This is a genomic window from Flavobacterium bomense, assembly GCF_003970355.1.
The window spans coordinates 87,670-111,907 of record NZ_RYDJ01000005.1 but is presented as its reverse complement, the minus strand read 5'-3'; the positions used below and the strand labels follow the sequence as shown (position 1 = coordinate 111,907).

Here is a 24,238-nt window from a genome sequence, read left to right as displayed (position 1 = left end):
AAAAATATCTTTACTTTAATAAATTTAAACATAAACATATAAAAAAAATGAAAGTTAATTACTATTTTATTTTATTGAGTACACTATGGTTTTTTACTATTAAAGCACAAGAAAACAGCACTTTAAATGGAATCATTACAGACGAATCAGGCAAACCTCTTATTGGTGCATCAATCAACATTAATACCATATCTAAGAACACGATAACTGATATTGCTGGAAGTTACCAATTGCAAAATATAAAATTCGGCACTTACACAATTCAAGTGGCCTATCTTGGTTACGAAAGCCAAAAAATTTCAATCTCTTTAAACCAATCCGAAACAACACAAAATTTTATTTTAAAAGAAAGTTCCTTTCAATTAGATGGTATTATTGTTACCGCCCAAAAAAGAGAACAATTAAATAAAGATGTTCCCATCGCCATTACCTCTTATGGGGGGAAATTTATTGAAAATTTAGGGATTTCAGAATATGATGCCTTTTCAGATTATGTTCCTGGATTACAAATCCAGATTCAAAGTGTAAATAATCCTGGTATCGTTATTAGAGGAATTACCAGTGATAGTGGGGATTCTCGAGTAGAACCACGCGTTTCAATTTTTCAAGATGGCGTTTCCATCAGTAAATCCAGAGGATCTGTAGTAGAGTTATTTGACATTGAACGCGTTGAAGTTCTAAAAGGCCCTCAGGGAACTCTTTTTGGCAGAGGTGCACAAATTGGTGCCATGCATATTATTCAAAACAAAGCTAAAAACGAAAATTCAGGAGAACTAAAAATAGGAACGGGTAATTATAACCAATTCTCAGTGAATGGGTTTGTAAACACTTCCCTTATTAAGGACAAACTATTTGTAAGAGTAGCCGGAATCCTGAGTAAAAGGGATGGTTTTATAGAAAACAGATCTGGAGGCAACTTGAATGGTAAAGAAACGCTAGCTTTTAGAACTTCCTTAAAATATTTAATGAGTGATAAAACCAGTTTAGATTTAATTGCAAACTGGCAACAGGACACTCCTCCGGGAACGGGTTTCAAAAGCGGAACTTATGCCCCTTTAGGTGGAACAACCAACCCAAATACCTTTGCGGACTTAGAAAGAGGAACCGAATTGGGAATCGACAGAAAAGTTTATGGTCTTACAGCGATATTGAAATCTGAAATCAATCCTAATTGGGATATGACCGCCACCACAGCTTACAGAGAATTTAAATCAGATGAAGCTTTTGATGCCGATGGTACGGCAGCTCCAGTGCTTTACTTTAGAGAAATTGCTGAAGGAAAACAATTCAGCCAAGAAATGAGATTTAATTTTAATGATAAAAATAAATTATCCGGTTTCGTTGGAGCAAATGTTTTTTATGAAAAAGGATCTCAAGCGGTTCCTTTTGAAGTAAATGAACAAAGTTATTTTGCCTTATTGGCAGCTAGAAATACACTAATCGTTAATGGCGTTCCTACCTTATACCCAAATATTCCAAACGACCCTGCTTTTGGTCCATTGGCAGGAGCTCCGCTTTTAGCTTTCAACAAAGAAAAATCAACCAATTTTGGAGAGAATTATTCTGGAGATATCTTCGCAGATGCCTCTTATGATTTAACTGATAAATTGACTTTTACTTTGGGTGTAAGAGCTACTTTAGAAAATAGTAATGCCGGTTTAGAGGTTCAAAATGCAGATCAGCCTGGTGTATTGGGTAATTTTTTAGGAGTTTTTCCTAACAACTTATTTGCTCCTACAAATGGAAAACGTACTGCCAGCGAAACCTTCACCTCAGCTGTTGGACGATTTGCTATAAATTATGATATAACGGACCACATTACTCTTTTTGGGAATGTTGCCAGAGGCCGAAGACCTAACGTAATTAATGTTACCGCGAAAACTGTTAATGTATTATCGGATGAAACGGTATGGTCTTATGAATTTGGCGCCAAATCTCTCTTCCTAAACAACCGATTGCAATTTGACATCAATGCTTTTATATACGATTACAGCAATTTTCAAACGACTATCGCACGATTAGACGAACAGAATGGTTTAGTGATTCAGCCAAATGACAGCGGTTCTGCCTCAACTTTTGGTTTTGAAACGGCCTTGCAATATCAGTTTACAAAAAACAGTTCTTTCTTTGTCAATTATGCGTACATCGATGCTGCCTTTGATGAAACGGATTCAGACGGGAACCAACAACAATTGGCGGGAAATACTTTCCGATTGACTCCAAAACATTCCTTTTCTGTTGGATTTAATTACAATCCATCTGTAAACACTATCTTAGACCTTTACCTTAGACCAAGCTATACATACAAATCGAAAGTGTTTTTTGAAGAAACAAACTTACCTAATATTTCACAAGCGGGATATGGTCTTTTGAATATCAGAACAGGATTAACCATTAGAAAAAAACACGAAATAGGATTATTCATGACTAATCTTTTTGACAAAAAGTATATTATTGATGCCGGAAATACCGGTGGTGCTTTTGGAATACCAACTTTTATAGCTGGTGCACCTCAGTTCTATGGTGTACAAATGGCTGTTAAATTTTAACAAAAATGAAAAAAACAATAAACACACTACTTGCAACACTCTTTTTTTGTACTTCTATTTTTAGCCAAGAAGGAATAAGCACAGTAGAAATATCCAGCTTAGATTCCTATCTCGCTACTACAGAGGCCAAAGTAATTGGAATCAAGCCAAACAATGCGGCTAAAATAATATGGGCTGATGGGTATAAAAACAAAAAAACAGCTGTTGCTTTTGTTTATTTGCATGGTTTTGGCGCTAGTCACCGTGAAGGAGAACCGGTTTTAAAAATGCTTTCTACACAATACAAAGCCAACATCTACCTCTCGCGTTTAGAGGAACATGGTATTTATCGTAAAAATACCTTTGAATTTCTTACGCCTGAAAACTATATTGCCTCTGCAAAACTAGCATTAGAAATTGGGAAAAAACTGGGAGAAAAAGTAATTTTGGTCAGTACCTCAACGGGAGGAACTTTAAGCTTGAAATTGGCATCCGAAGATCCTAGCATCTCGGGATTGATCCTCTATTCGCCTTTTGTCGATTTATTTAATCCTGCTATGGCGGGTATCATCCTGCCTGGTGGTAGAGAGAAATTCAAAGAAACTATTGGTGGCAATATGCGAACACAAAACCGCCCAGAGGAACAAGCTAAGTACTGGTCTACCAATTACCACATCAATGGCTATGTTTCCTTAATCACTATGCTTAAGCAAAACATGACCGAAACTACATTTACAAAGGTCAAGTGTCCGGTTTTCTTAGGCTATTATTACAAAAACGAAAAAGAACAAGACCAAGTCGTTTCCGTTTCTGCCATGCATACAATGTACAACTCTTTAGGAACGCCTGAAAACAAAAAAACAAAAATAGCCTTTCCAGAAAGTGGGGATCATGTTATTGCTTGTGATTTACGTTCAAAGGATTGGCAAGGTGTTTATCAGGCTACGGTAGACTTTTTAAACCAAACAATTTTACAATAAAAACATGAATAAAATCATAATAACAGCAGTTTTAGCAATATGTACGCTAGGTTGCAAGGCTCAACAAGAAAAACAAATAGTCCAATTACTTCCTGGTGAAATTCAAACTCTCTTTAATTTTGATTTACAGGGGCATCGTGGAGCAAGAGGACTCTACCCCGAAAATTCATTAGTTGCCTTTGAAAACGCAATCAAATTGGGAGTAAACACCTTAGAGCTAGACGTAGTTGTTACAAAGGACGACCAAATACTGGTATCACATGATCCTTTTTTCAACCACATAATTTGTTTGGATAGTTTAGGAAACACTATTAACAAGGAGGACGAATTAAACTTAAATATCTATCAGACTACTTATTCACAAATACGTCAATATGATTGTGGTAGCATCAAACATCCACAATTTCCGGAGCAGACTAATAGTAGGGGTTCAAAACCATTGCTGTTGGATGTAATTGCGCAGTCTGAACTTTTATCTGACCAAAAGATCTTCTATAATATTGAAATAAAAAGTACTCCAGAGGGGGACAATAAATACCATCCAACACCTCAGGTTTTTGCAGATTTATTTATTAAAACAATCCAAGGACGTATCCCTATGGAAAGACTAACAATCCAGAGTTTTGATTTTAGAGTACTGCGCTATATCCATCAAGCCTACCCTGATTACAAACTAGCGGCTCTGGTGTACAAAGATAGTGTCAAAACAAATTTAGATGCTTTGGGATTTATCCCAGACAGCTACAGTCCAGAACATACGCTATTGACTGCCGAAATTGTAGCGGAATTACAGGCCAAAGGAATGAAAGTTATTCCTTGGACTATTAATGAAGCAAGTCGGATGAAAACGGTTCTAGGTTGGGGAGTTGATGGCATCATAACGGATTATCCCGATAGAGGATTGCGCTTTAAAAAATAAGAACTTTCGTCTTGATTTCATTTGTTCCTTAAAGCAACAAAACTATCCTGTTTGGGTGAGGCTACTGAAAAGGTCCTTAACAAATTATATTTCATTAAAAGAGTAGAAAACCTTCATTTTCTACTCTTTTTTTATGCTAAAATAGGAACTTCAAGCAGCAATAAAGTGCGGATAAATTGGCTTTAAATAAAATTCGGACTTTCCCTTGTTTATACCTGTTTTTTGAAAATCCGTTGAATAGAATAGAATTTATTTTGAATAGAACCGTTATCTTGTTACTTTTACCCCATAAACAAACTGTATTATGTCACAATCTGTCCTGTCTTTAAAAAACGTTACTATTTTCCAAGAACAAAAAACTATTTTAGCTCATGTAAATTTGGAGGTAAAACATGGTGAATTCCTGTATATTATAGGAAAAACAGGTTCCGGAAAAAGCAGCTTAATGAAGACCTTGTATGGTGATTTGGCTTTAAAAGAAGGTGAAGGAAGTATTGTTGACTTTGATTTAGCCACCTTAAAAGAAGATGATATTCCGTTTTTGAGAAGAAAAATTGGAATCGTTTTTCAGGATTTCAAATTACTGCCGGACAGAACCATTAAAGACAATATGTTATTTGTCCTGAAAGCTACAGGCTGGACTGATGCTGATGAAATGCAGCGAAAAATTGATGAGGTGCTGGACAAAGTAGCAATGAAAGAGTTTGGCAACAAAATGCCACACCAAATTTCAGGTGGTGAGCAACAACGTGTTGCCATTGCCAGAGCTTTACTCAACGATCCTGAACTTATACTTGCGGATGAACCTACCGGGAATCTGGATCCACAAACCAGTGCTGAAGTCTTGGAAGTATTAAAAAGCATCAATGCCAATGGAAAAACAGTCATTATGGCCACTCATGATTATGCGTTGCTTATGAAATTCCCTTCGAAAACATTAAAATGTGAAGACGAACGAATTTTTGAAGTAGTGCAACAGAGAGCCGTGTAATGCTTTCTATTCTTATTCCAATATACAATTATAATGTGTATCCTTTAGCATTGGAGCTGCGCAAACAATGTTTGGAATGCAATATTGATTTTGAGATTTTATGCCAAGATGATGCTTCTGATTCTTCCCTAAATATTTTTAATGAAAAAATAAATTTGCTTTCTCACTGCAGTTTTGTTTCATTAAAAGAAAACATTGCCCACAGAGAAAACAGGAATTCACTTGCCGAAAAAGCAAAATTTGAGTATTTACTTTTTATAGACGGGGATTCTACTATTGTGAATTCTGATTATATCAAAACATATTTATTTAATTTATTTGATTTTGATGTGGTTTATGGAGGACGCTTGCATCCAGAAAAATGTCCTTCTGATAATCAAAAACTACGGTGGAAGTACGGAAGATTCATTGAAGATAAATCTGCTGCAAACAGAAAGACAAAACCCTACCACTCAATACTTTTTAATAATACCATAATTAAAAAAGTCTGTTTTGACACGGTACAATTTGACAAAACCATAAAAAAATACGGTCACGATGACACCCAACTCTCGTTTCAACTAAGCAAATTAAAATCCAAAGTAAGCCATATAGAAAACCCTGTTGAACATGGCGATTTAGACACTAATCTAGTGTATTTGAACAAGACCAAAGAGTCTTTAGAAAATTTAAATTTATTGTATCAGAAGAAAAAAATTGACATTGAATTTGTACGATTATTACAACTGTATCATTTTTTAAAAACAACCAAATCAACTTTTATTATTTCAAAAATAAATGCCGTTTTTGAAAAATTATTATTTAAAAACTTGACCGGAGAAAATCCTAATATACTGGTTTTTAATTTGTTCAGAGCAGGTTATTTATGCTCCATTGACTTTAAGAGCAGAACCTAAACTCCTTTTTTGAGTCCAATAAACAATTGATGCCAAGTTTGCATAATGGCATCGATGTGATATTTTTTACTCGATAATTTTGCCTTTTTTGCCATTTCACTTCGTAAAACCTCGTTTTCGATTAAAATTTCTATAGCCGCTATATAATCCGATTCGTTCCCGTTTTCAATCAAAAATCCATCTTCTTTATGCGTGATTATTGCTCTTGGTCCGCAAGGACAATCGTAAGCAATACAGGGTAATCCGGAAGCCATTGCCTCAATTAACACCATTCCAAAACCTTCATATCGAGACGTCATCAGATAAAATGAAGCATCTAAATATTTTTCGTTAATATTCTGAACAGGTTCATAAAAAACTATATTATTTGAAACATCCAATTTTTGGGCAAGTTGTTTTAAATCGATATTTTCATTAGATTTTCCATAAATTTCCAATATCCAATCTGGATGTTTTAAAACCACTTTTTTCCAGATGTGCAACATGCTGTCAAAACCTTTTTCGTACGTATGTCGCCCTACCGCAATTACTTTTTTGTTTGTTAATTCACCAGATTTTTCCGTTACAAACCATAAAGGATTCGCAATAACCAGTGTGTTTTTTATGTTCCATTCTGAAATACTCTCGTTTGTTTCAACAACAAATCGATTGTATTTTTTTATTCCGTTTTTTTTCAGTTGTAAAACAAGATTCGAGAACAATTTAGTAAAACTGTTTGTCACAATTTCACTTTCTTCAATAAACCTGGAACTATGCATTTCTAGTACCAGAGGAATTTTATATTTTATAATAAAAGGAATTAAATATGCCTTTAGACCATTATCACAAACAAGTATAATATCCGGGTTTACAGTCTTAATACAACTGTTTAGTTTCTTACAATACGCTTTCAAAAAAGAAAGATTTTTTCCTTTTAAAATCATATCGTGAAAAGTGATCTTCTTATTAAAAGAATAAAACAAAGGAGAATGACCTCCGTTTTGAGTCAGAATAACAACTTCATAGCCTAATTGTTCAACCAGATAATTGGCTTTGACAGCAATAACTCTTGCCACACCTCCGGCGTTATTAATGTTAGGAACTACAAATAGCAACTTCATTTTTTTGATTTCAAAAATTCGTCATAATCTCTGATATAATCTTCTTCTTTAAACATATCTGAGGCTAAAACCAAGCAAACTGATCCCGAAGAAAAGTTTTGCAGTTCTCTCCAAATTCCTGTTGTAATGAGTAAACCTACGTTTGGTTTATTTAATAGGTAGCTTTTTTTCTCGATACCGTCATGAACAACCACCTCAAAACTACCGCTCAATGCAATTAAAATTTCTTGTTGCTGAATATGGGAATGACCACCTCTAAAAGCAGTACTAGGCACATCAAAGAGATAGTAAATTCGTTTGAATTCAAATGGAATTACACCACTTTGAATGTAGGCTAAGTTTCCACGAACATCGTCTATTACAGGAATTTTTAATACTTGTACGTTTTCTACTGTTGTCATTTTCTGCTAATTTTCATTACATCTAACCATTGCATGCCTATATTTTCAATTGAGAAGGATTGTACGCTTGCCAATGCATTTTGTTTACAATACTGATACAATACTTCGTCTTCAATGAATAAATTCATCGCTTCCGTCATTTTACTACCATTTTGATTTTCAACTAATAAACCATTTTCTTTATTTACAATTATTTCACTTGGACCAGTTAAGCAGTCAAAGGATATTACCGGTGTATTACAGGCTAATGATTCTAGTAGAACATTTGGCAGTCCTTCATTCAAGCTACTCAAAACAAAGAATTTAGCATTTTTCAGGTACTTAAACGGATTCTGTTTAAACCCTAAAAAATGAACTTTATCTCCCAGTTTTTTTTCTTTTACTAACTTTAAAAGAATATTTTTTCTTTTGCCTTCCCCTAATAAAACCAAATGTATCCCTTTTTGGGGTAAAGTCGAATGGGCATACGCTTCAATTAATTTATCAAATTGCTTGATATTAGTTTCCATTTGACCTATCCCAATAATATACTTGAAGTTAAGTGCCACAGGTTCTTCACTCTTCCTGACAATTTCCTCAATATCTATAGGATTGTAAATGGTAATCGCATTTTTCAGCTGGTGCTTTCGCGCTATTAACTCTTTCGATTGATTAGAAACACTAACCACTTTATAACAATTTCCATACATGTATCGGGTAAGCACCGACCAATTGGGCATATAATGATTAATCAAATAACTGTGCACGGTGAAAATAGTATTGGTTTTATAAAGCCATTTTGAAATTAATAATTCTTGAATGGGTTTTATCCTAAATCGGAAATCAATAATAAAATCAAATTCATGCTCTTTCAAATAGTTCTTCAAAAATAAAAACCGACTGAATTTATTTAAAAAACCGTTGGTTTTGTTTTTCATTTTACCCAAATTGACTAATTTTCCGGCATAGGAATAGGAAACGGCATCCAGGACAATAATAGTATGAACTTCTATGCCCTGTTTTTCAAAAAAAAAGGATAAAACAGCCATCACTTTTTCAGCACCTCCATCACTTAATCGGTACCCTATTAATGCGATTTTATATTTTTTATTGGGTATTATCATTCTCAATTTGTTATTTTCGTCTCAAATATAACGCTTTTAAAAAAACATGCAAGATAATCCACTAGTCACCGTTATTTGTTTGTGTTACAATCATAAAGATTATGTAATAGAGAGCTTAATGTCCGTATTAAACCAACATTACGATACTATTGAGTTGATTATCGTAGACGATTGCAGTACTGATAATTCTAAATCCGTAATTGAGAAATGGCTTCTGGATTATCCACAAATTCCATTTATAGCCAATGACACTAATTTAGGGAATACTAAGTCTTTCAATAATGCCTTAAAAACAGCAAAAGGGGATTATATTATTGACTTGGCTGCTGATGATGTATTATTGCCCAATTGCATCACTTCACAAATAAATGCTTTCAACAACACAACTTTTAAAAATCTTGGAATTGTATATGGAAACGTCGAATTAATCACTGAAAAAGGCAAACACGAATCTTATTATTTCCCTGTTGATAGCTTTCAAAAGGTAGTCAAGGAAAGAACAACGGGAGATATTTATGAATCCGTTCTTTCTGGTGGTGACTGTATTTGCTCCGTTTCATCAATGGTCAAAAAATCACTGTTCGATGCTTTGAACGGCTATGATGAAACGCTGGCGTACGAGGATTTGGATTTTTGGATTCGGGCTTCCCGAACGTACGAATTTGACTTTATTGATGCTATTCTGGTTCAAAAAAGAATTGTACAACACTCCCTAGGCACGCATTTTTTTAAGAAAAAAGATGCCAGAGCCAGAAAAATTAATCAGAGTACATATTTGATCCTTAAAAAAGCAATTGGGCTCAATAGAACAAAAAAAGAGGATAAAGCAATTTTAAAACGCATTCATTTTGAGATGATTCTCACCTATAAAACTGCTCATAATACGTTGTTACTGCGCTATATTATTATGGAAATTAAGTTGCGATTTCATTTGTTAGCTTCATAAACTACACTATCAAATACTCGTCCAGCAAGGCTTTCTCTCCTTCCCAATCTCTGGAAATGGCGTTTTTTATAAATTTTGCCGGAATACCACCAATCAAAATATTTGAACCAAATGACGTATAATCCGCAGTACACACACTACTGGAGCCTATCGTACAAAAATCAGGGGTAGTCGTATTTTGCAGTACCGTAACCCTGCTGGCTGCATAGTTGTAATTTCCTATTCTAATTGGCGCTGTCATTTTAAACTTTTCACCCGTTGTAGTATCCATCATCTGATGGAAATTAGTGTCCATAATTTGTGATTCCGAACCAAAACGGGCATAATCCCCTAATACAACATGCTCCATACAAATCAATTTTGCATTTGAGGCCAATGAAGCCATGTGTCCCAATTCGCACAATCCACCGTCACCAACATAAATAAAATAATCTTTACCTAATTGTATGTGACCTTTAAAAATGAGCGTTCCCAAAATAGTGATTTCGGCAATTCCTTTGTGAAGCGTATTTATTTCATAAGGTTGTCCAAAACCAATCATTCCCTTTTTGACAACTCCCTCAATTTTGATTGCACCCGTTATTGAAGTAAATTTTACTTTTCCATAAAAAAATACAGGGAGCTGCTTAGCAATAGGATACGGGAATTTTTTAAAATTAAAGTACAGTGTTTTGGTCCAGTTTACGGAATAATACAGTTGTAACCGATGATAAAAAAATCTTACTTTTCTGTAAACATTCTTAAGTATTTCAATCATTCTTTTTCTTAATTATAGCATTGAACAATTCTTTTAATGCGGTCTTTTTGTTCATTTCAAATAAAACAAAAACAATCGACACTACTACCATTAGTGACATTAAGCCATACTTTAAAATTGGATTTGGAAGGTATCGGAACAAAAAAGTTGCCACACACAGCAAGATGCAAATTAAATAAGTGTTATAAAAATCGCTTTCAAAATAAAACCCATATCTTTTTTTGGTGATTATTTTTAAACCCAAAAAATGAATGAAATAATAGAGCAAAAAACTAAATCCAAGACCTTCCAAACCATAATAATAATACCCTAAAACATTCAAAATAAGCGAAATGCTATTAAATCCAACAGCAGTTCGCATAAACATTTTCGAATCGCCTTTGGCAATCAAAATATAGCCCATTGACCACGAAACGGCCCGAAACAACATTGCTATTATTCCAAAACAAACCATTGGAATAATGGCGTTGAATTCCGGTGTAAATATAATTTTCACAATCAACGGAATGCACGTTAAAAACAAAATGATTACCGGTGTAATAATCAATATTGAAACAAACGATTGCTGAACAACACTGGTTCTTACTTTTTCATTATCCGCACTAATGAACGCTAATCTTGGAAAATAATCGGTACTCATGACCGTGAAAATTACTCCCACATAGGAATTCAACAATGTGAAACCGGCATTGTAAAACCCAACTTGTTCTAAACCACCCCATTTTCCAACAAAAATTTGAATCAAATACGTTGATAACAAGGTCAGCAAACCACTTAATGTCAATAAAATACCTAGTCTAATAATACTTTTTCCTTCGGCATTTCCTTGTTCTTTAGAAAACACATTTTTTTCAAATGGTATTTTTTTCGAATAATAAAAAGAAACCAATAGTGAGGCTAAAGAGGCAACTATGATGGTGGGGACAATGGCATCAATCCGGTAATAATAATACAACGGAATTGAAACTAACAACCCCAATCCATTTCCATAAAAATTAGCTTTGGCTAAAAACCGCATTTTTCTTAAACCCTGCAAAACAACCAGCTGGCCAATCATTAATTGCCGGAACAACAAGGTGATCGAAATAAAAACAAAGGTAAAAGTATGATTCGAATTCCCAAAAGTAATTTGGCTCAGCCAACTAGAAAACAGGATCACAAGAACGCATCCTAAAATCCCGGTTAGTACTGCGAGCTTTTTTATAAGTGCTGCTACAGATGCAATCGTACTTAAATTGTCGTTTTTGTAGCTACTGGAAAGGTGTTTTACACCACTGGTTTCAATCCCTAAACCAGTAACACCGCCCACAAGATTCATCGCCGAGTTCAACAAAGAAATAATCCCCATTCCCTCAGGCCCAATAAAAACAGCAATACACTTAGTCCGGATAACCCCAATAATAATCATAAAAAACTGAACGCCTCCAAAAAGCGAAGTCGTTTTTACAATGCGATGATATGACGTTTTACTATCGGACATTTTTAATATGTATTTAAAATTGCAATAATATGACGAACCTCCTCCGGTGTCAAGGCAGGACTTATGGGCAAACTCAAAACTTCTTCATGAATTTTTTCAGTAATTGGAAAGGACAATATATTCCATCCCGCAGTCTCGGAAGAGAAAGCTTTTTGACGGTGGGGCGAAACTGGATAATGGATAACCGTTTGAATTCCGTTTTGACGTAAATATTCTTGTAAATCCGTTCTATCCTGAGTTCGAATGACAAATAAATGAAAGACATGATTGTTTGACAAATCCCAAAATGGAAGTATTATTTTATCGTTTTTTATTTCTGATAAATAGCGATTGGCAATTGTTCTTCGGCGGTCGTTCTCAGCATTTAAAAACGGTAATTTCACATTTAAAAAAGCAGCTTGCAATTCGTCTAATCTGGAGTTTATCCCTACATAGTCATTATAATACTTGGTTTCCGATCCGTAATTTCGAAGCGACTGAATAACCCTGGCTAATTCAGAATCATTAGTCGTAACGGCACCGGCATCGCCTAATGCCCCTAGATTTTTCCCAGGATAAAAACTATAGGCTTGGGTTTTTGGCTTTTGGTTTTGGGTCTTCGCACTTTCATCTTCAAAGGAAGCCCCGTGAGCCTGAGCCGCATCTTCTACTACTAATAAATTGTTTGCTGCAGCAATTTCATTTATTTTCTCCATTTCTGCCAGCTGTCCGTAGAGATGAACGACTAGAATAGCTCCTGTTTTAGAAGTGATTTTTGCTGTAATTAAATCGGGATCCAAGTTATAGGTTTCTAATTTTGGCTCGCTCAGAACCGGAATTAAATCTGCTTGCAAAATAGCGAGAATACTGGCAATGTACGTGTTTGCTGGCACAATGACTTCGTCCCCTTTTTGCAGTTTTCCTAACACGATATAGGCTTTAAAAACGAGCACTAAAGCATCAAAACCATTTCCCGTCCCAATACAGTATTTTGTTCCGCAATAAGCCGCAAAATTGGTTTCAAACTCGCTGACTTCATTCCCTAAAATATACCAACCATTCGCTAAAAACCCTTTTAATTTTTCCTGAAAAGCAGTTTCATAGGGCTTGTTTGTTTTTTTTAAATCTAAAAATGGTATCATACTAGATTCATTTTATAAAAGTCTTGGCCATATACCGTGCACCCTAATTCTTCTTTTTGTTTCAAAAGTCCGGCATGAAATCCGCTTTCATTAGTATCATTTACAATACCCATATCAAAAAAAAGCAGGCCTTGTTTTTTGTATTTTTCTATTAAGGTAATAAATGCAAAATCCAATGCGCGCAACTCCTCGCCTTTTTTAGTGGTGGCTCCATATTGTGATTTCACCACCGTTTCGGTTTCAAACAGGGTCACTCCGGCAACTATTACATCTTCATAATACACTGAAAATTGTTTGATGTTTTGCGGAAATAATATCTTTAATTTTGTGATTTCTTGCAAGGTATGAACTGGTTTTGCATTGTATTTTTCACGCAATCTTGGTTCTAAAACCAATTCCCAGAAAGAGTCCGGCTCCGCTTCCTCGACAAGTTGCAAGTCAAATGCTTCCATTTTTCTCAAATGCTTCAATTTACTTTTAGAAACCGTCAATGGCATTGCTAAATTGATGGCCAAATTCATTTCTTTCTTCTCCAGAAAAGCACCTTTTTTAAGCAAGAAAAACTCCATTTCAGCATTTCCTTTTGAAAGATAAAAAAAAGGGATTTGTTTCAAATAAAAGGATTGGATGCTATGGTCTTTAAAAAAAGACAAAAGACAGTCTACAAGTTCCGCTACTATTTCTGCTTTTATTATAGCTGAATAAACCAAGCCGCCATAGGTCAAACCCTGATGTGAAAAAATGCTGTTTTCCAATTTATTAGCTGGCAAAACTGCTACCAGTTTTTGTTTGTCATAAATAAGTACTGAAAAATCTTCAAAGCGATCCTCATGGTATTCCATAAAATCACGGTGAAACAAAAAGGTTGCATTTTTGGCTTGACCAATAAAGGAATTCCAATGGTCATAATCGCTTTTTTGATATCGTTTGACGGTATAATTTTTCACGCTTTGGTTTTAGACTTTGTGAAAGTAATCATTTTTTATTTAGGTTCTAAAGTGGGCAGATACCATTTGAATTTTACGGCCATCAACCGAATCACAATAATAAAAATTGACGTTGTTATGTATAAAATATCCTTATCCAAATTAAATTCCCGAAGCATAAAAAACAGCATTCCGCCCAGAATACAAATCGTGGCGTAAATTTCCCGTCTGAAAATTACCGGAATATCGTTGCATAAAATATCCCGAATAACCCCTCCAAAACAAGCTGTGATCGTTCCTAATGCAATGCATATAACAGGATGCAAACCAATATTTATTCCTTTTTCAAGACCAATTAATGTAAAAACGCCCAGCCCGACGGTATCAAATAAAAACAAAGAAGTGCGCAAACGATCAAATTTTTTCCTGAAAATAATCGACAAAACAAACCCCAAAAAAATCACATACACGTAATTCAGGTCCAGCATCCAGCCCACGGGCGTCCTACCAATCATAACATCTCGTAAGGTTCCGCCGCCAACAGCCGTTACAAACGCAATGATGAACACCCCAAAAGGATCGAGTTTTTTACTCATAGCGGTCAATGCGCCTGACATGGTAAAAGCAATCGTACCGACAAAGTCTAGAAAGTAAAACATTTAGATTGAAATTTTTTAAATATGGAATTTCTACAAAAATAAAGAAAATACTTGTAAAAATAACCAAAGCAACTGGCATTAATGCTGCTATTGCTTCCAAATAAATATTCGGATCAGATTAGAAAACTGGATTTTCTCTGTGTATCTTTGTCGTGTTTAATTAAATAGAGGAAAGCCTTGAAACAAATTACTTCGATACAAAATCCGCACATAAAATCCTTAGTGCAATTGCAGGAAAAAGCAAAAGCGCGCAAACAATCCGGTACTTTTTTGATAGAGGGAAAACGGGAAATTTCAATTGCCATCAAAGGCGGTTACGAAATAGAAACTTTATTGTTTTTACCTGAACTTTGTTCCGAAACTGAAGCGCATCAATTTTCTGAAAATGCAGAATTGATCGAAATCAACAAAGAAGTCTACCAGAAACTGGCTTATCGCGATACCACCGAGGGTATTTTGGCTATAGCCAAAACCAAATCATTGCGATTATCCGATTTAGAATTATCCGAAAACCCATTGATTCTAGTTGCTGAAGCACCTGAAAAACCGGGAAACATTGGCGCTTTGTTGCGCACTGCGGATGCTGCTAATCTGGATGCCGTGATTATTGCCAACCCAAAAAGCGATTTATACAACCCAAATATTGTGCGTTCCAGCGTAGGTTGTTTGTTTACCAACCAAATTGCAACCGGAACTACAGCAGAAATTATTGCTTTTTTGAAGGAACGAAAAATCAATTTTTATTGTGCAACGCTACAAAACTCCACTTCCTATCATACCCAAGATTACACCACACCAACGGCTTTAGTAGTAGGAACAGAGGCAACTGGCTTGACAGCAGCATGGCGAGAAGAAGCCACGCGAAATATTATTATTCCAATGCAGGGCGAAATCGATTCTATGAATGTTTCCGTTGCTGCAGCCATCTTGATCTTTGAAGCCAAAAGACAACGGGGATTTTAGACTGAAGATGAATGCTTTTTTGATAGGAGATTTCAAAATTTTCATTGGCACACCTAAAGACAATTGGTTTAGAGAAGTGCAACTTTCAGGTAAAAGAGAAATTTTATTTTGCTTTCAAACGTTCCCACAACTTTATGGTGCTATTTTTTCTGCAAAGACAGTAATTGTGTGGTAAAATGGAATAATACCTATTTTCATGCTGATGTGTATTTATTTTTAGAATGTGTGGCAATTGAAAAGCAGTCTGAATCACAATAAAACCCATTTCCGGACGGACTGATTTCAGTTATGACTTTCAAAATTTAGCGTTTAAAAAAATCCTGTAATATCGTGCTTAAATAAAATTGCATATCTGCTAACTTATTGCTATTTTTAAGAAATGAACCATGCCGTTATGATCGAAATAGATTTAGAAAAAGAAAATAAAGCTATAGCTCAGGAGTACAAAGAGTTACTTCGAATAAGCTACCAAACCTTGAGTGATGAGGACAAAAAACTCATCCGAAAAGCCTTTGATGTATCTGTAGAAGCCCATAAAGAGCAACGCAGAAAGTCCGGTGAAGCCTACATTTTTCATCCTATCGCTGTAGCAAAAATTGTTGCTTCAGAAATAGGTTTGGGAGCAACCTCTATTGCAGCTGCATTATTGCACGATGTGGTCGAGGATACACCCACTACAATTCAGGACATCGAGCGCTTATTTAATCCTAAAGTAGCCCAAATTGTTGAAGGATTAACAAAAATATCTATGGTGCAAAGAGACCTGAACGTTTCAATGCAAGCCGAAAATTTTCGCAAGATGATTTTGACGCTAAATGATGATGTGCGCGTAATCCTGATTAAACTTGCTGATCGCCTGCACAACATGCAAACCATGGATTCGATGCAAGAGGACAAGCAGACTAAAATTGCATCTGAAACCTTGTACATTTATGCGCCACTGGCCCATCGATTGGGTTTGTACAATATCAAGACAAAACTGGAAGATTTAGGATTAAAATATACGGAACCAGCAGTATACAATGAAATCGTAAGTAAAATAAAAGAAACTAAAGAGGAGCAGGATGCGTATATTGAGGCTATTTCAAATATTTTAAAAACATCCTTAGATACTGAAGGAATTGATTATATCATAAAAGGCCGTCCAAAATCAATCTACTCCATCCGGAGAAAGATGCAGGCTCAAAATGTAAGTTTTGACGAAGTGTATGATAAATTTGCACTCCGAATTGTTTACAAATCAACTCCCCATGACGAAAAATTCATCGCCTGGAAAATATACTCCATTGTAACGGACCACTACAGGCCCAGCCCGAGTAGGTTGCGCGATTGGATTTCGTCTCCAAAATCTACTGGCTACGAAGCCTTGCATATTACCGTAATGGGACCCAAAGGGCGCTGGATTGAAGTTCAGGTACGCAGCGAACGCATGGATGAAATTGCCGAAAAAGGATATGCTGCGCACTACAAATATAAAAATGGCGCTACCGAAGAAAGTGGTTTGGATGTCTGGCTCAATTTACTAAAAGAAGCCTTAGAGAATTCTGAGACAAATGCAGTAAATTTTGTGGAGGATTTCAAGATGAATTTATATTCAAAAGAAATTTTTGTTTTTACCCCAAAGGGAGAAATAAAATCCTTGCCCAAAGGTGCTACATCGCTTGATTTTGCTTTCAGCATTCACTCCGAAATAGGCATTCGCACCAGGGGAACACGTGTAAACGGAAAATTAGTCCCGTTGAATTTTGAATTAAAAAGTGGTGATCAAATAGAAGTAATCACGTCACAACATCAAAAACCAACGATCAACTGGCTGGATTATGTGACCACTTCAAGAGCCAAAACTAAGATAAAAAATGTTTTAAACGAGAACACCAAGAAAATTGGAGAAGAAGGAAAAGAACTGCTGACGCGTAAACTAAAGCATTTAAAAATAACTTTAAATGAATCTGTTGTAAATGAGCTAGTCAATTTTTTTAAGTTAAAAACAAGCTTAGATTTATTTTACAGAGTCGGGATTGGCGCTATAGAAAACCAACAACTCAAAGATTATGCCGCCCAAAAAAGCAATACTTTTATTAATTTTTTCAAGAATAAAATAAAACGAACCGCCAGCACAGCTGATGAGGACATTCATAAACCAATAATAAGCAGCAATTATGACATGCTCGTATTTGGCAAAGAACATGACAAACTGGATTATAAATTATCCCCGTGTTGCAACCCAATTCCCGGGGATGACGTGTTTGGGTTTGTCACGATAAACGAAGGGATAAAAGTGCATAAAAAAGATTGCCCAAACGCGATTGGAATGCAATCCAACTATGCCTACCGGATCATGACGGCCAAATGGATTGACTCTTCCCAAGAAGAATTCAAAGCCATCATAAACATAACCGGAATGGATGTTTTAGGACTTACCAACCAGCTGACAAAAGTGATTTCGAATAATATGCATGTGAACATCCAGAGTATTTCTTTGAGCACAGAGGCAGGTATCTTTCATGGGCAGGTGGCCGTAATTGTTCAGAACAATACAATCTTAAAAAAGTTAATCAATAATATCAAAAAGATTGATGGAATAGATAAGGTAACCCGAGTTTATAAAACCTAGAAAAGTTGCTGTTTTTTTACATAATGTAGCTTTTCATACCTGAAACGGAACAAACTTGAAACTAAACAAACCGGAAATTTTAATCTTTAAACTAAAAAATTTATCTTTGCCAGCATATGACACTCATTTCCACAGATAACAACAAGAATCAAGAAATTGTAAAAAATGTTTTTACAATGTATCTTGAAAAAAAAGGACATCGCAAAACGCCTGAACGTTATGCTATTCTTCAGGAAATTTACGATAGTGAAGAACATTTTGACGTAGAGAATCTCTACATCAAAATGAAAAATAAAAACTATCGGGTTAGTAGGGCAACCCTTTACAATACGATCGAATTATTATTGGACTGTGCTTTAGTGCGCAAACACCAATTTGGACAGAATCAGGCACATTACGAAAAATCATATTTTGACAAACAGCACGATCACATTATCATGACTGATACCGGTGAAGTAATCGAGTTTTGTGACCCTAGAATCCAAAGCATCAAAAAAACAATTGAGGAAATTTTCGATATAGAAATTACAAATCACTCCTTATACCTTTACGGTGTAAAAAAGGAAAAGAATACTCTGGACGAACAAGATCGTTCCTAAATATAAAAATTAACTACAAATAACATATAGAATGACGGTAGATTTATTACTAGGGTTGCAATGGGGAGATGAAGGAAAAGGAAAAATTGTGGATGTTCTTACTTCGAAATATGACATTATTGCACGTTTTCAAGGAGGTCCAAATGCAGGACACACTTTAGAATTTGATGGAATAAAACATGTTCTTAGAACTATTCCTTCCGGTATTTTTCATAAAACTGCTGTAAACATCATTGGAAACGGAGTTGTAATTGATCCTGTAGTTTTTCAAAAAGAAATTGAAGGCCTTGAAAAATTTAATTTAGACATCAAAAACAAATTAATCATTTCAAGAAAAGCGCATTTAATTTTGCCAACGCACCGCTTGTTAGATGCCGCATCAGAAGCATCTAAAGGAAAAGCAAAAATTGGTTCTACTTTAAAAGGAATTGGCCCTACTTATATGGACAAAACCGGAAGAAACGGAATCCGTGTGGGTGATATTGAATTAGAAGATTTTACAGATCGTTACAGAGCTTTGGCTGACAAGCACGAAGCCATGATAAAATTCTATGATGTTGCGATACAATACAATTTAGAAGAATTAGAAAAAGAATTTTTTGAAGCTATCGAAGAGCTAAAAAAATTAGACTTTATTGATAGTGAAGAATATTTACACCAAGCGCAAAAAGCAGGTAAATCAATATTATGTGAAGGAGCCCAAGGTTCGTTATTAGATGTTGATTTTGGAACCTATCCATTTGTGACTTCCTCTAATACAACTGCCGCAGGCGCTTGTACCGGTTTAGGGATTGCTCCAAATAAAATCAAGGAAGTATACGGAATCTTCAAAGCCTATGTAACACGCGTTGGAAGTGGCCCGTTCCCTACTGAACTTTTTGACGAAGATGGTGCAACTATGGCCCGTGTTGGAAATGAATTTGGATCAGTAACCGGCAGACAAAGACGTTGTGGCTGGTTAGACTTAGTAGCACTGAAATATGCGGTTCAGGTGAATGGTGTAACCCAACTGATGATGATGAAAGGGGATGTCCTTTCAGGATTTGAAACGTTGAAAGTATGTACGGAATACAATTATAAAGGAGAAAATATTTCACATTTCCCATACAACATTGAACCGGAAAATGTAACTCCAGTGTATCAGGATTTCAAAGGATGGAAACAAGATTTGACTGGTATGACCACATATGATGAGTTACCAATCGAATTAAAAGAATACATTGAATTCATCGAAAAAGAAGTAGAAGTGCCTATCAAAATTGTTTCTGTAGGTCCAGACAGAAAGCAAACGATTCTGAAATAAGATTATGAAACGTCCCGATAAATCGGGACGTTTTTTTTAGTTTAAAAATCAATTCCTACGAATGAAAAACCCAACCATTAAAATACAAAAAACCGAATTGCTCTCAGACAATTGGTACCTTTTAAACAAAGTCACTTTTGACTATCAAAAAAAAGACGACTCCTGGATTACCCAAAAAAGAGAAGTCTATGATAGAGGAAACGGAGCCGCCATTTTACTTTATAACACTTTACAAAAAACCGTTATTCTTACACGTCAGTTTCGCTTGCCAACCTATCTTAACGGGAATGAAACCGGCATGATGATTGAGGTTTGTGCCGGCCTTTTGGATCAAGACAATCCGGAGCAATGCATCATTAGAGAAACCGAAGAAGAAACAGGATATCGTATTTCTACAGTCAAAAAAGTCATGGAAACATATATGTCGCCAGGAGCTGTAACTGAAATATTGTATTTATTTGTTGGCGAGTACGATGAATCTATGAAAGTAAGTGACGGTGGCGGAGTAGCACATGAGGAAGAAAATATAGATGTGATTGAAATGTCTTTTGAAGAAGCGTATGCCATGATTGAATCTGGTCAAATGCAGGATGCCAAGACTATTATGTTACTACAGTATGCTAAAATTCATAATTTGGTTTAATGAGTAATCCCACTAAAGGAGTTCTATTTGCCTTATTTGCTACCTTGTTATGGTCCGTTAATATGGTCATCGCCAGTGGCATAAAAGACCACATTCCTCCTATAGGACTGGCCTTTTGGCGCTGGACAATTGCATGTCTCGTTTTGGCTCCATTTGCTTTAAAAAGCACTACTAGAAATTTCACAATTGTTAAAAAACACCTCCGGTATCTTGTGTTTACGGCGGTATTGGGAATCACTATTTTCAACACGTTAATTTACATTGCAGGAAAAACAACGAGTGCTGTGAATTTATCGCTAATCGCCATTTCGATTCCGTTATTTATTGTTGTAATCTCCAGAATTATTTTTAAAGAGACCGTTTCTAATCTGAAAATCATAGGAATTGTAACTATAATCACAGGGGTTCTAGTGCTAATTACCAAAGGTTCGCTTCAGGCCTTGCTAAAAATCAACTTTACCATTGGGGATTTATTGATGCTTGTGGCTTGCTTCTTTTTTGCGTATTACACTATTTTAGTGCGTAAAAAACCACCTGAATTAACACCAAAAGTATTTTTGTTTAGTGTTTTTGTAATAGGCACACTGCTCCTTTTTCCTTTTTATCTTTGTGAACATTTGTTTTACAAAAAAGTTGTTTTTGACACTAAAACGATTCTGATTACCACCTATGTTGGCATTTTTGCTTCGCTGGTTTCTTTCTATTTGTGGAACGAAGCCATACGATTGATAGGCACATCGAAAACAGCTCTAATCTATTATTTAATCCCAATATTCAGCGGTATTCTTGCTTACTTTTTCCTAAATCAAGCAATTGGATTGATACAAATTATTAGTATGGGCATCATTGTTTCTGGTTTATTAATTACCAATAAGAAGTAATTTTTAATTTTTGACAAAATAGAAAAGCAGAATGAAAATAAATTCATTCTGCTTTCATGTTTATACAGTTTTCTAAAAAACATTATTTATTGGGCTGCGGAGTCATTCGCAAATACGGTTTAACCCTTTCGTAGCCTTTTGGAAATTTAGTCGGGATATCTTCATCTTTAACCGCAGGCGAAATTACAACACTGTCTCCATCTTTCCAGTTGGCCGGTGTGGCCACGCTGTAATTAGCTGTCAATTGCAGACTATCGATGACACGCAATAATTCATCAAAATTTCTACCGGTTGATGCCGGATAGGTCAATGTCAATTTTATTTTTTTGTCTGGTCCTATTATAAAAACGGAACGAACGGTGAAACTCTCACTTGCATTGGGATGAATCATGTCATATAGTTCCGCGATATGCTTGTCTTCATCGGCTATTATAGGGAAATCTACAGTAGTATTTTGAGTTTCATTGATGTCTTTAATCCATTCCATGTGTGAATCGACGCTATCTACACTCAATGCGATTACCTTGACATTTCGTTTTTTAAATTCAGGATAATACAGTGCTGCTGTTCCTAACTCAGTGGTACAAACCGGTGTGAAATCAGCGGGATGTGAGAACAAAATACCCCAGGAATCTCCCAGCCATTGATGAAATTCTATTTTTCCTTGTGACGTTTCTGCTTCAAAATCAGGAGCAATATCGCCTAATCGTACTGTTGCCATGCTTGTTTATTTTAATAATTAGTAACACTGTAAGGTATTGAAATAAACACACTATAGAGGGAAAACAACTCTTAAAATTCTACTAATTTTTATAAAAACCAGAACGAAGCCCTTTAAAAAATAATGCCATTAGGAAACCAAATACCTAGAGCTCTGATAGCAGCGACATCTCCCGATTTAGAAAAACGAGGCTTTTTCAGCTGTAGTTTTTATTACCTTGGAATACAAGTACAGAGCAGGATACGAGCGAAGCGAACTGACGAAGTAAATATAGCTACGAAAAAGTATTATTTTTTCTTTAAATTAGGCAAAAAGAAAGCAATAATTCCGATCAGCGGCAAATAGGCACACAGGTAATAGACATAAGTGATGCTGGTGTGATCTGCTAGATTTCCGAGTAAAGCAGAGCCTAAACCTCCCATTCCGAAGGCAAAACCATAGAAAAGTCCAGAAACCATTCCGAGTTTTTTAGGCAGTAATTCCTGTGCAAAAACCAGAATAGCCGGAAAGGCTGAGGACATTATAGTTCCAATGAGGACGGAAAGGACTCCGGTCCAAAATAAATCGACAAACGGCAACAGTAAGGTAAAAGGCGCGGCTCCCAAGACAGAGAACCAAATGACGTATTTCCTGCCGTATTTATCGCCCAAAGGCCCACCAATTAAAGTTCCTATTGCACAAGAGGCTAAAAACAGAACCAAGTGAAACTGGGCATCCTGCACTGATAATCCAAATTTTTCGATTAAATAAAAGGTGAAATAACTGGACATGCTGGCCATGTAAAAGAATTTTGAAAATATCAAAACCATCAAAATTCCCACGGAGATTGCGATCGTTTTTTGAGACAAATTAGGCAAATTGATTACCGTTTTTTTAGTGCTCTTTAAACTCAAATGCTTTTGATACCACAGGGCAATCCTACTCAAAACAACCAATCCAATAAGGGCGACGGCGACGAACCAAATGATGTAATATTGAGAATTAGGAACCACAATTAAGGCAACCAGTAAAGGCCCGATCGCTGTTCCGGCATTGCCCCCCAACTGAAAAATGGATTGTGCCAAACCCCGTTTTCCTCCAGAGGCCAAAAAGGAGATTCGGGATGCTTCAGGATGAAAAATGGACGAACCAATCCCGACTAATACAACCGACACTATGATCATTGAAAAACTGGACGCATAGGACAAACCCACAATTCCGGATAAGGTAAAAAGCATTCCGAAAATTTGGGAAAAAGGTTTTGGTCTTTTGTCCGTGTAGAGTCCCACGATCGGCTGCAAAATGGAAGCCGCTAATTGATAGGCCAAGGTAATTAACCCGATTTGGGTGAAGGTTAAATTAAAATTTTCTTTTAAAATAGGGTACGCAGCCGGAATAACGGCCTGTAATAAATCATTGAGCAAATGAGCAAATGCAATAGAAAACAGGACAGGATACACGGTTTGCTGTGCAATAACAGCAGTGTCAATTTGTGTTGCATTATCAGAAGATGAATTCATATTTTTTAATAAAACTGTATTATTAACGCGAATAAGGAGTAGCAAAAAGCAGCCTAAACCTTTAAATTAATTAAAAACAAAAGACTGAAAGCCATACTATTTAAGATGCTTTTGACTCCTTTTTGACCTAGCTGTATACTCTGAATAAGGTGCTAAAATTAGTTAAAAATTGCGTTTTAATCCGTAAAAAAGATGGAAAAAAATTAAA

Annotated in this window: 22 protein-coding genes; 12 read left to right on the top strand and 10 right to left on the bottom strand. The window is 35.7% G+C overall.

Annotated features, from left to right (window positions below):
* Nucleotides 1-47 precede the first annotated feature (47 nt).
* The 5 genes from EKL98_RS06605 to EKL98_RS06585 all read left to right on the top strand — a co-directional run bounded on the left by EKL98_RS06605 (nucleotide 48) and on the right by EKL98_RS06585 (nucleotide 6,314).
* Nucleotides 48-2,549: a TonB-dependent receptor gene (locus tag EKL98_RS06605; protein ID WP_126561852.1), complete on the top strand. Its 2,502-nt coding sequence runs from the start codon at nucleotides 48-50 to the stop codon at nucleotides 2,547-2,549.
* A 5-nt stretch (nucleotides 2,550-2,554) separates the two neighbouring features.
* Entirely contained in the window at nucleotides 2,555-3,508 is a 954-nt protein-coding gene (locus tag EKL98_RS06600) for an alpha/beta hydrolase (protein WP_126561851.1), read from the top strand.
* 4 nt (nucleotides 3,509-3,512) lie between these two features.
* A complete protein-coding gene (locus EKL98_RS06595; RefSeq protein WP_126561850.1) occupies nucleotides 3,513-4,427 on the top strand; it encodes a glycerophosphodiester phosphodiesterase in 915 nt (304 codons plus the stop codon).
* Nucleotides 4,428-4,731: 304 nt separating this feature from the next.
* The gene (locus tag EKL98_RS06590) at nucleotides 4,732-5,418 is read left to right on the top strand and encodes a cell division ATP-binding protein FtsE (protein WP_126461087.1); all 687 of its coding nucleotides are present in this window, start codon (nucleotides 4,732-4,734) and stop codon (nucleotides 5,416-5,418) included.
* Nucleotides 5,418-6,314, top strand: coding sequence for a glycosyltransferase family 2 protein (locus EKL98_RS06585; protein WP_126561849.1), 897 nt, complete (start codon nucleotides 5,418-5,420; stop codon nucleotides 6,312-6,314). The genes EKL98_RS06590 and EKL98_RS06585 overlap by 1 nt, the downstream gene beginning before the upstream one ends.
* Here EKL98_RS06585 and EKL98_RS06580 read toward each other — a convergent pair.
* Genes EKL98_RS06580 through EKL98_RS06570 form a run of 3 tightly spaced genes read right to left on the bottom strand, consistent with a single transcriptional unit; the run spans nucleotide 6,311 to nucleotide 8,918 of the window.
* Nucleotides 6,311-7,414 (bottom strand): glycosyltransferase family 4 protein, encoded by a 1,104-nt coding sequence (locus EKL98_RS06580; RefSeq protein ID WP_126561848.1) that lies wholly within the window; start codon nucleotides 7,412-7,414, stop codon nucleotides 6,311-6,313. The genes EKL98_RS06585 and EKL98_RS06580 overlap by 4 nt on opposite strands.
* Nucleotides 7,411-7,815, bottom strand: a complete 405-nt coding sequence (locus EKL98_RS06575; RefSeq protein ID WP_126461096.1) for a sugar 3,4-ketoisomerase — start codon at nucleotides 7,813-7,815, stop codon at nucleotides 7,411-7,413. Before EKL98_RS06575 ends, EKL98_RS06580 begins: the two co-directional genes overlap by 4 nt.
* Nucleotides 7,812-8,918 carry a glycosyltransferase gene (locus EKL98_RS06570; RefSeq protein ID WP_126561847.1) on the bottom strand — a complete coding sequence of 369 codons (1,107 nt, stop codon included), beginning with the start codon at nucleotides 8,916-8,918 and terminating at the stop codon, nucleotides 7,812-7,814. The genes EKL98_RS06575 and EKL98_RS06570 overlap by 4 nt, the downstream gene beginning before the upstream one ends.
* A 46-nt stretch (nucleotides 8,919-8,964) precedes the next feature.
* On the opposite strand from EKL98_RS06570, the gene EKL98_RS06565 reads away from it, so the two are divergent.
* A complete protein-coding gene (locus tag EKL98_RS06565; protein WP_126561846.1) occupies nucleotides 8,965-9,864 on the top strand; it encodes a glycosyltransferase family 2 protein in 900 nt (299 codons plus the stop codon).
* Between the two features lies 1 nt (nucleotide 9,865).
* Here EKL98_RS06565 and EKL98_RS06560 read toward each other — a convergent pair whose 3' ends face one another.
* From EKL98_RS06560 to EKL98_RS06540, 5 genes are read right to left on the bottom strand one after another with little or no spacing between them, the layout of a single operon-like run.
* On the bottom strand, nucleotides 9,866-10,621 hold the full coding sequence (locus tag EKL98_RS06560; protein ID WP_231507370.1) for an acyltransferase: 756 nt from the start codon (nucleotides 10,619-10,621) through the stop codon (nucleotides 9,866-9,868).
* Nucleotides 10,614-12,101 carry an oligosaccharide flippase family protein gene (locus EKL98_RS06555; RefSeq protein ID WP_126561845.1) on the bottom strand — a complete coding sequence of 496 codons (1,488 nt, stop codon included), beginning with the start codon at nucleotides 12,099-12,101 and terminating at the stop codon, nucleotides 10,614-10,616. The genes EKL98_RS06560 and EKL98_RS06555 overlap by 8 nt, the downstream gene beginning before the upstream one ends.
* A gap of 2 nt (nucleotides 12,102-12,103) precedes the next feature.
* Nucleotides 12,104-13,222, bottom strand: a complete 1,119-nt coding sequence (locus EKL98_RS06550) for a DegT/DnrJ/EryC1/StrS family aminotransferase (protein ID WP_126561844.1) — start codon at nucleotides 13,220-13,222, stop codon at nucleotides 12,104-12,106.
* Nucleotides 13,219-14,169 (bottom strand): FemAB family protein, encoded by a 951-nt coding sequence (locus EKL98_RS06545; RefSeq protein WP_126561843.1) that lies wholly within the window; start codon nucleotides 14,167-14,169, stop codon nucleotides 13,219-13,221. Before EKL98_RS06545 ends, EKL98_RS06550 begins: the two co-directional genes overlap by 4 nt.
* A gap of 35 nt (nucleotides 14,170-14,204) precedes the next feature.
* Complete coding sequence (locus EKL98_RS06540; RefSeq protein WP_126455951.1) at nucleotides 14,205-14,807, bottom strand: trimeric intracellular cation channel family protein; 603 nt, start codon at nucleotides 14,805-14,807, stop codon at nucleotides 14,205-14,207.
* 177 nt (nucleotides 14,808-14,984) lie between these two features.
* Between EKL98_RS06540 and EKL98_RS06535 the strand changes: the two genes are divergently transcribed.
* The 6 genes from EKL98_RS06535 to EKL98_RS06510 all read left to right on the top strand — a co-directional run bounded on the left by EKL98_RS06535 (nucleotide 14,985) and on the right by EKL98_RS06510 (nucleotide 21,810).
* The gene (locus EKL98_RS06535; RefSeq protein ID WP_126556320.1) at nucleotides 14,985-15,770 is read left to right on the top strand and encodes a TrmH family RNA methyltransferase; all 786 of its coding nucleotides are present in this window, start codon (nucleotides 14,985-14,987) and stop codon (nucleotides 15,768-15,770) included.
* 394 nt (nucleotides 15,771-16,164) lie between these two features.
* Complete coding sequence (locus tag EKL98_RS06530; protein ID WP_126556323.1) at nucleotides 16,165-18,384, top strand: RelA/SpoT family protein; 2,220 nt, start codon at nucleotides 16,165-16,167, stop codon at nucleotides 18,382-18,384.
* Nucleotides 18,385-18,500: 116 nt separating this feature from the next.
* The gene (locus EKL98_RS06525) at nucleotides 18,501-18,983 is read left to right on the top strand and encodes a Fur family transcriptional regulator (protein WP_126461125.1); all 483 of its coding nucleotides are present in this window, start codon (nucleotides 18,501-18,503) and stop codon (nucleotides 18,981-18,983) included.
* A 31-nt stretch (nucleotides 18,984-19,014) separates the two neighbouring features.
* Nucleotides 19,015-20,286, top strand: a complete 1,272-nt coding sequence (locus tag EKL98_RS06520) for an adenylosuccinate synthase (RefSeq protein WP_126461129.1) — start codon at nucleotides 19,015-19,017, stop codon at nucleotides 20,284-20,286.
* 61 nt (nucleotides 20,287-20,347) lie between these two features.
* Complete coding sequence (nudK, locus tag EKL98_RS06515; RefSeq protein WP_126515818.1) at nucleotides 20,348-20,929, top strand: GDP-mannose pyrophosphatase NudK; 582 nt, start codon at nucleotides 20,348-20,350, stop codon at nucleotides 20,927-20,929.
* Nucleotides 20,929-21,810 carry a DMT family transporter gene (locus tag EKL98_RS06510; protein ID WP_126556329.1) on the top strand — a complete coding sequence of 294 codons (882 nt, stop codon included), beginning with the start codon at nucleotides 20,929-20,931 and terminating at the stop codon, nucleotides 21,808-21,810. Before nudK ends, EKL98_RS06510 begins: the two co-directional genes overlap by 1 nt.
* An 82-nt stretch (nucleotides 21,811-21,892) precedes the next feature.
* Here the strand turns inward: EKL98_RS06510 and EKL98_RS06505 are convergent, their stop codons facing one another.
* On the bottom strand, nucleotides 21,893-22,531 hold the full coding sequence (locus EKL98_RS06505; RefSeq protein WP_126561842.1) for a peroxiredoxin: 639 nt from the start codon (nucleotides 22,529-22,531) through the stop codon (nucleotides 21,893-21,895).
* Between the two features lie 287 nt (nucleotides 22,532-22,818).
* Nucleotides 22,819-24,030, bottom strand: a complete 1,212-nt coding sequence (locus tag EKL98_RS06500) for an MFS transporter (RefSeq protein WP_126561841.1) — start codon at nucleotides 24,028-24,030, stop codon at nucleotides 22,819-22,821.
* Between the last annotated feature and the right edge of the window lie 208 nt (nucleotides 24,031-24,238).

Excerpts from the sequence above, each read along its gene's own strand:
- EKL98_RS06585 (WP_126561849.1), top strand. The coding sequence starts at position 5,418 with ATGCTTTCTATTCTTATTCCAATATACAATTATAATGTGTATCCTTTA.
- EKL98_RS06555 (WP_126561845.1), bottom strand. The coding sequence starts at position 12,101 with ATGTCCGATAGTAAAACGTCATATCATCGCATTGTAAAAACGACTTCG.
- EKL98_RS06570 (WP_126561847.1), bottom strand. The coding sequence starts at position 8,918 with ATGATAATACCCAATAAAAAATATAAAATCGCATTAATAGGGTACCGA.
- EKL98_RS06510 (WP_126556329.1), top strand. The coding sequence starts at position 20,929 with ATGAGTAATCCCACTAAAGGAGTTCTATTTGCCTTATTTGCTACCTTG.
- EKL98_RS06550 (WP_126561844.1), bottom strand. The coding sequence starts at position 13,222 with ATGATACCATTTTTAGATTTAAAAAAAACAAACAAGCCCTATGAAACT.
- EKL98_RS06540 (WP_126455951.1), bottom strand. The coding sequence starts at position 14,807 with ATGTTTTACTTTCTAGACTTTGTCGGTACGATTGCTTTTACCATGTCA.
- EKL98_RS06605 (WP_126561852.1), top strand. The coding sequence starts at position 48 with ATGAAAGTTAATTACTATTTTATTTTATTGAGTACACTATGGTTTTTT.
- EKL98_RS06590 (WP_126461087.1), top strand. The coding sequence starts at position 4,732 with ATGTCACAATCTGTCCTGTCTTTAAAAAACGTTACTATTTTCCAAGAA.
- nudK (WP_126515818.1), top strand. The coding sequence starts at position 20,348 with ATGAAAAACCCAACCATTAAAATACAAAAAACCGAATTGCTCTCAGAC.
- EKL98_RS06520 (WP_126461129.1), top strand. The coding sequence starts at position 19,015 with ATGACGGTAGATTTATTACTAGGGTTGCAATGGGGAGATGAAGGAAAA.
- EKL98_RS06530 (WP_126556323.1), top strand. The coding sequence starts at position 16,165 with ATGATCGAAATAGATTTAGAAAAAGAAAATAAAGCTATAGCTCAGGAG.
- EKL98_RS06560 (WP_231507370.1), bottom strand. The coding sequence starts at position 10,621 with ATGATTGAAATACTTAAGAATGTTTACAGAAAAGTAAGATTTTTTTAT.
- EKL98_RS06595 (WP_126561850.1), top strand. The coding sequence starts at position 3,513 with ATGAATAAAATCATAATAACAGCAGTTTTAGCAATATGTACGCTAGGT.
- EKL98_RS06500 (WP_126561841.1), bottom strand. The coding sequence starts at position 24,030 with ATGAATTCATCTTCTGATAATGCAACACAAATTGACACTGCTGTTATT.
- EKL98_RS06580 (WP_126561848.1), bottom strand. The coding sequence starts at position 7,414 with ATGAAGTTGCTATTTGTAGTTCCTAACATTAATAACGCCGGAGGTGTG.
- EKL98_RS06600 (WP_126561851.1), top strand. The coding sequence starts at position 2,555 with ATGAAAAAAACAATAAACACACTACTTGCAACACTCTTTTTTTGTACT.
- EKL98_RS06565 (WP_126561846.1), top strand. The coding sequence starts at position 8,965 with ATGCAAGATAATCCACTAGTCACCGTTATTTGTTTGTGTTACAATCAT.
- EKL98_RS06575 (WP_126461096.1), bottom strand. The coding sequence starts at position 7,815 with ATGACAACAGTAGAAAACGTACAAGTATTAAAAATTCCTGTAATAGAC.
- EKL98_RS06505 (WP_126561842.1), bottom strand. The coding sequence starts at position 22,531 with ATGGCAACAGTACGATTAGGCGATATTGCTCCTGATTTTGAAGCAGAA.
- EKL98_RS06525 (WP_126461125.1), top strand. The coding sequence starts at position 18,501 with ATGACACTCATTTCCACAGATAACAACAAGAATCAAGAAATTGTAAAA.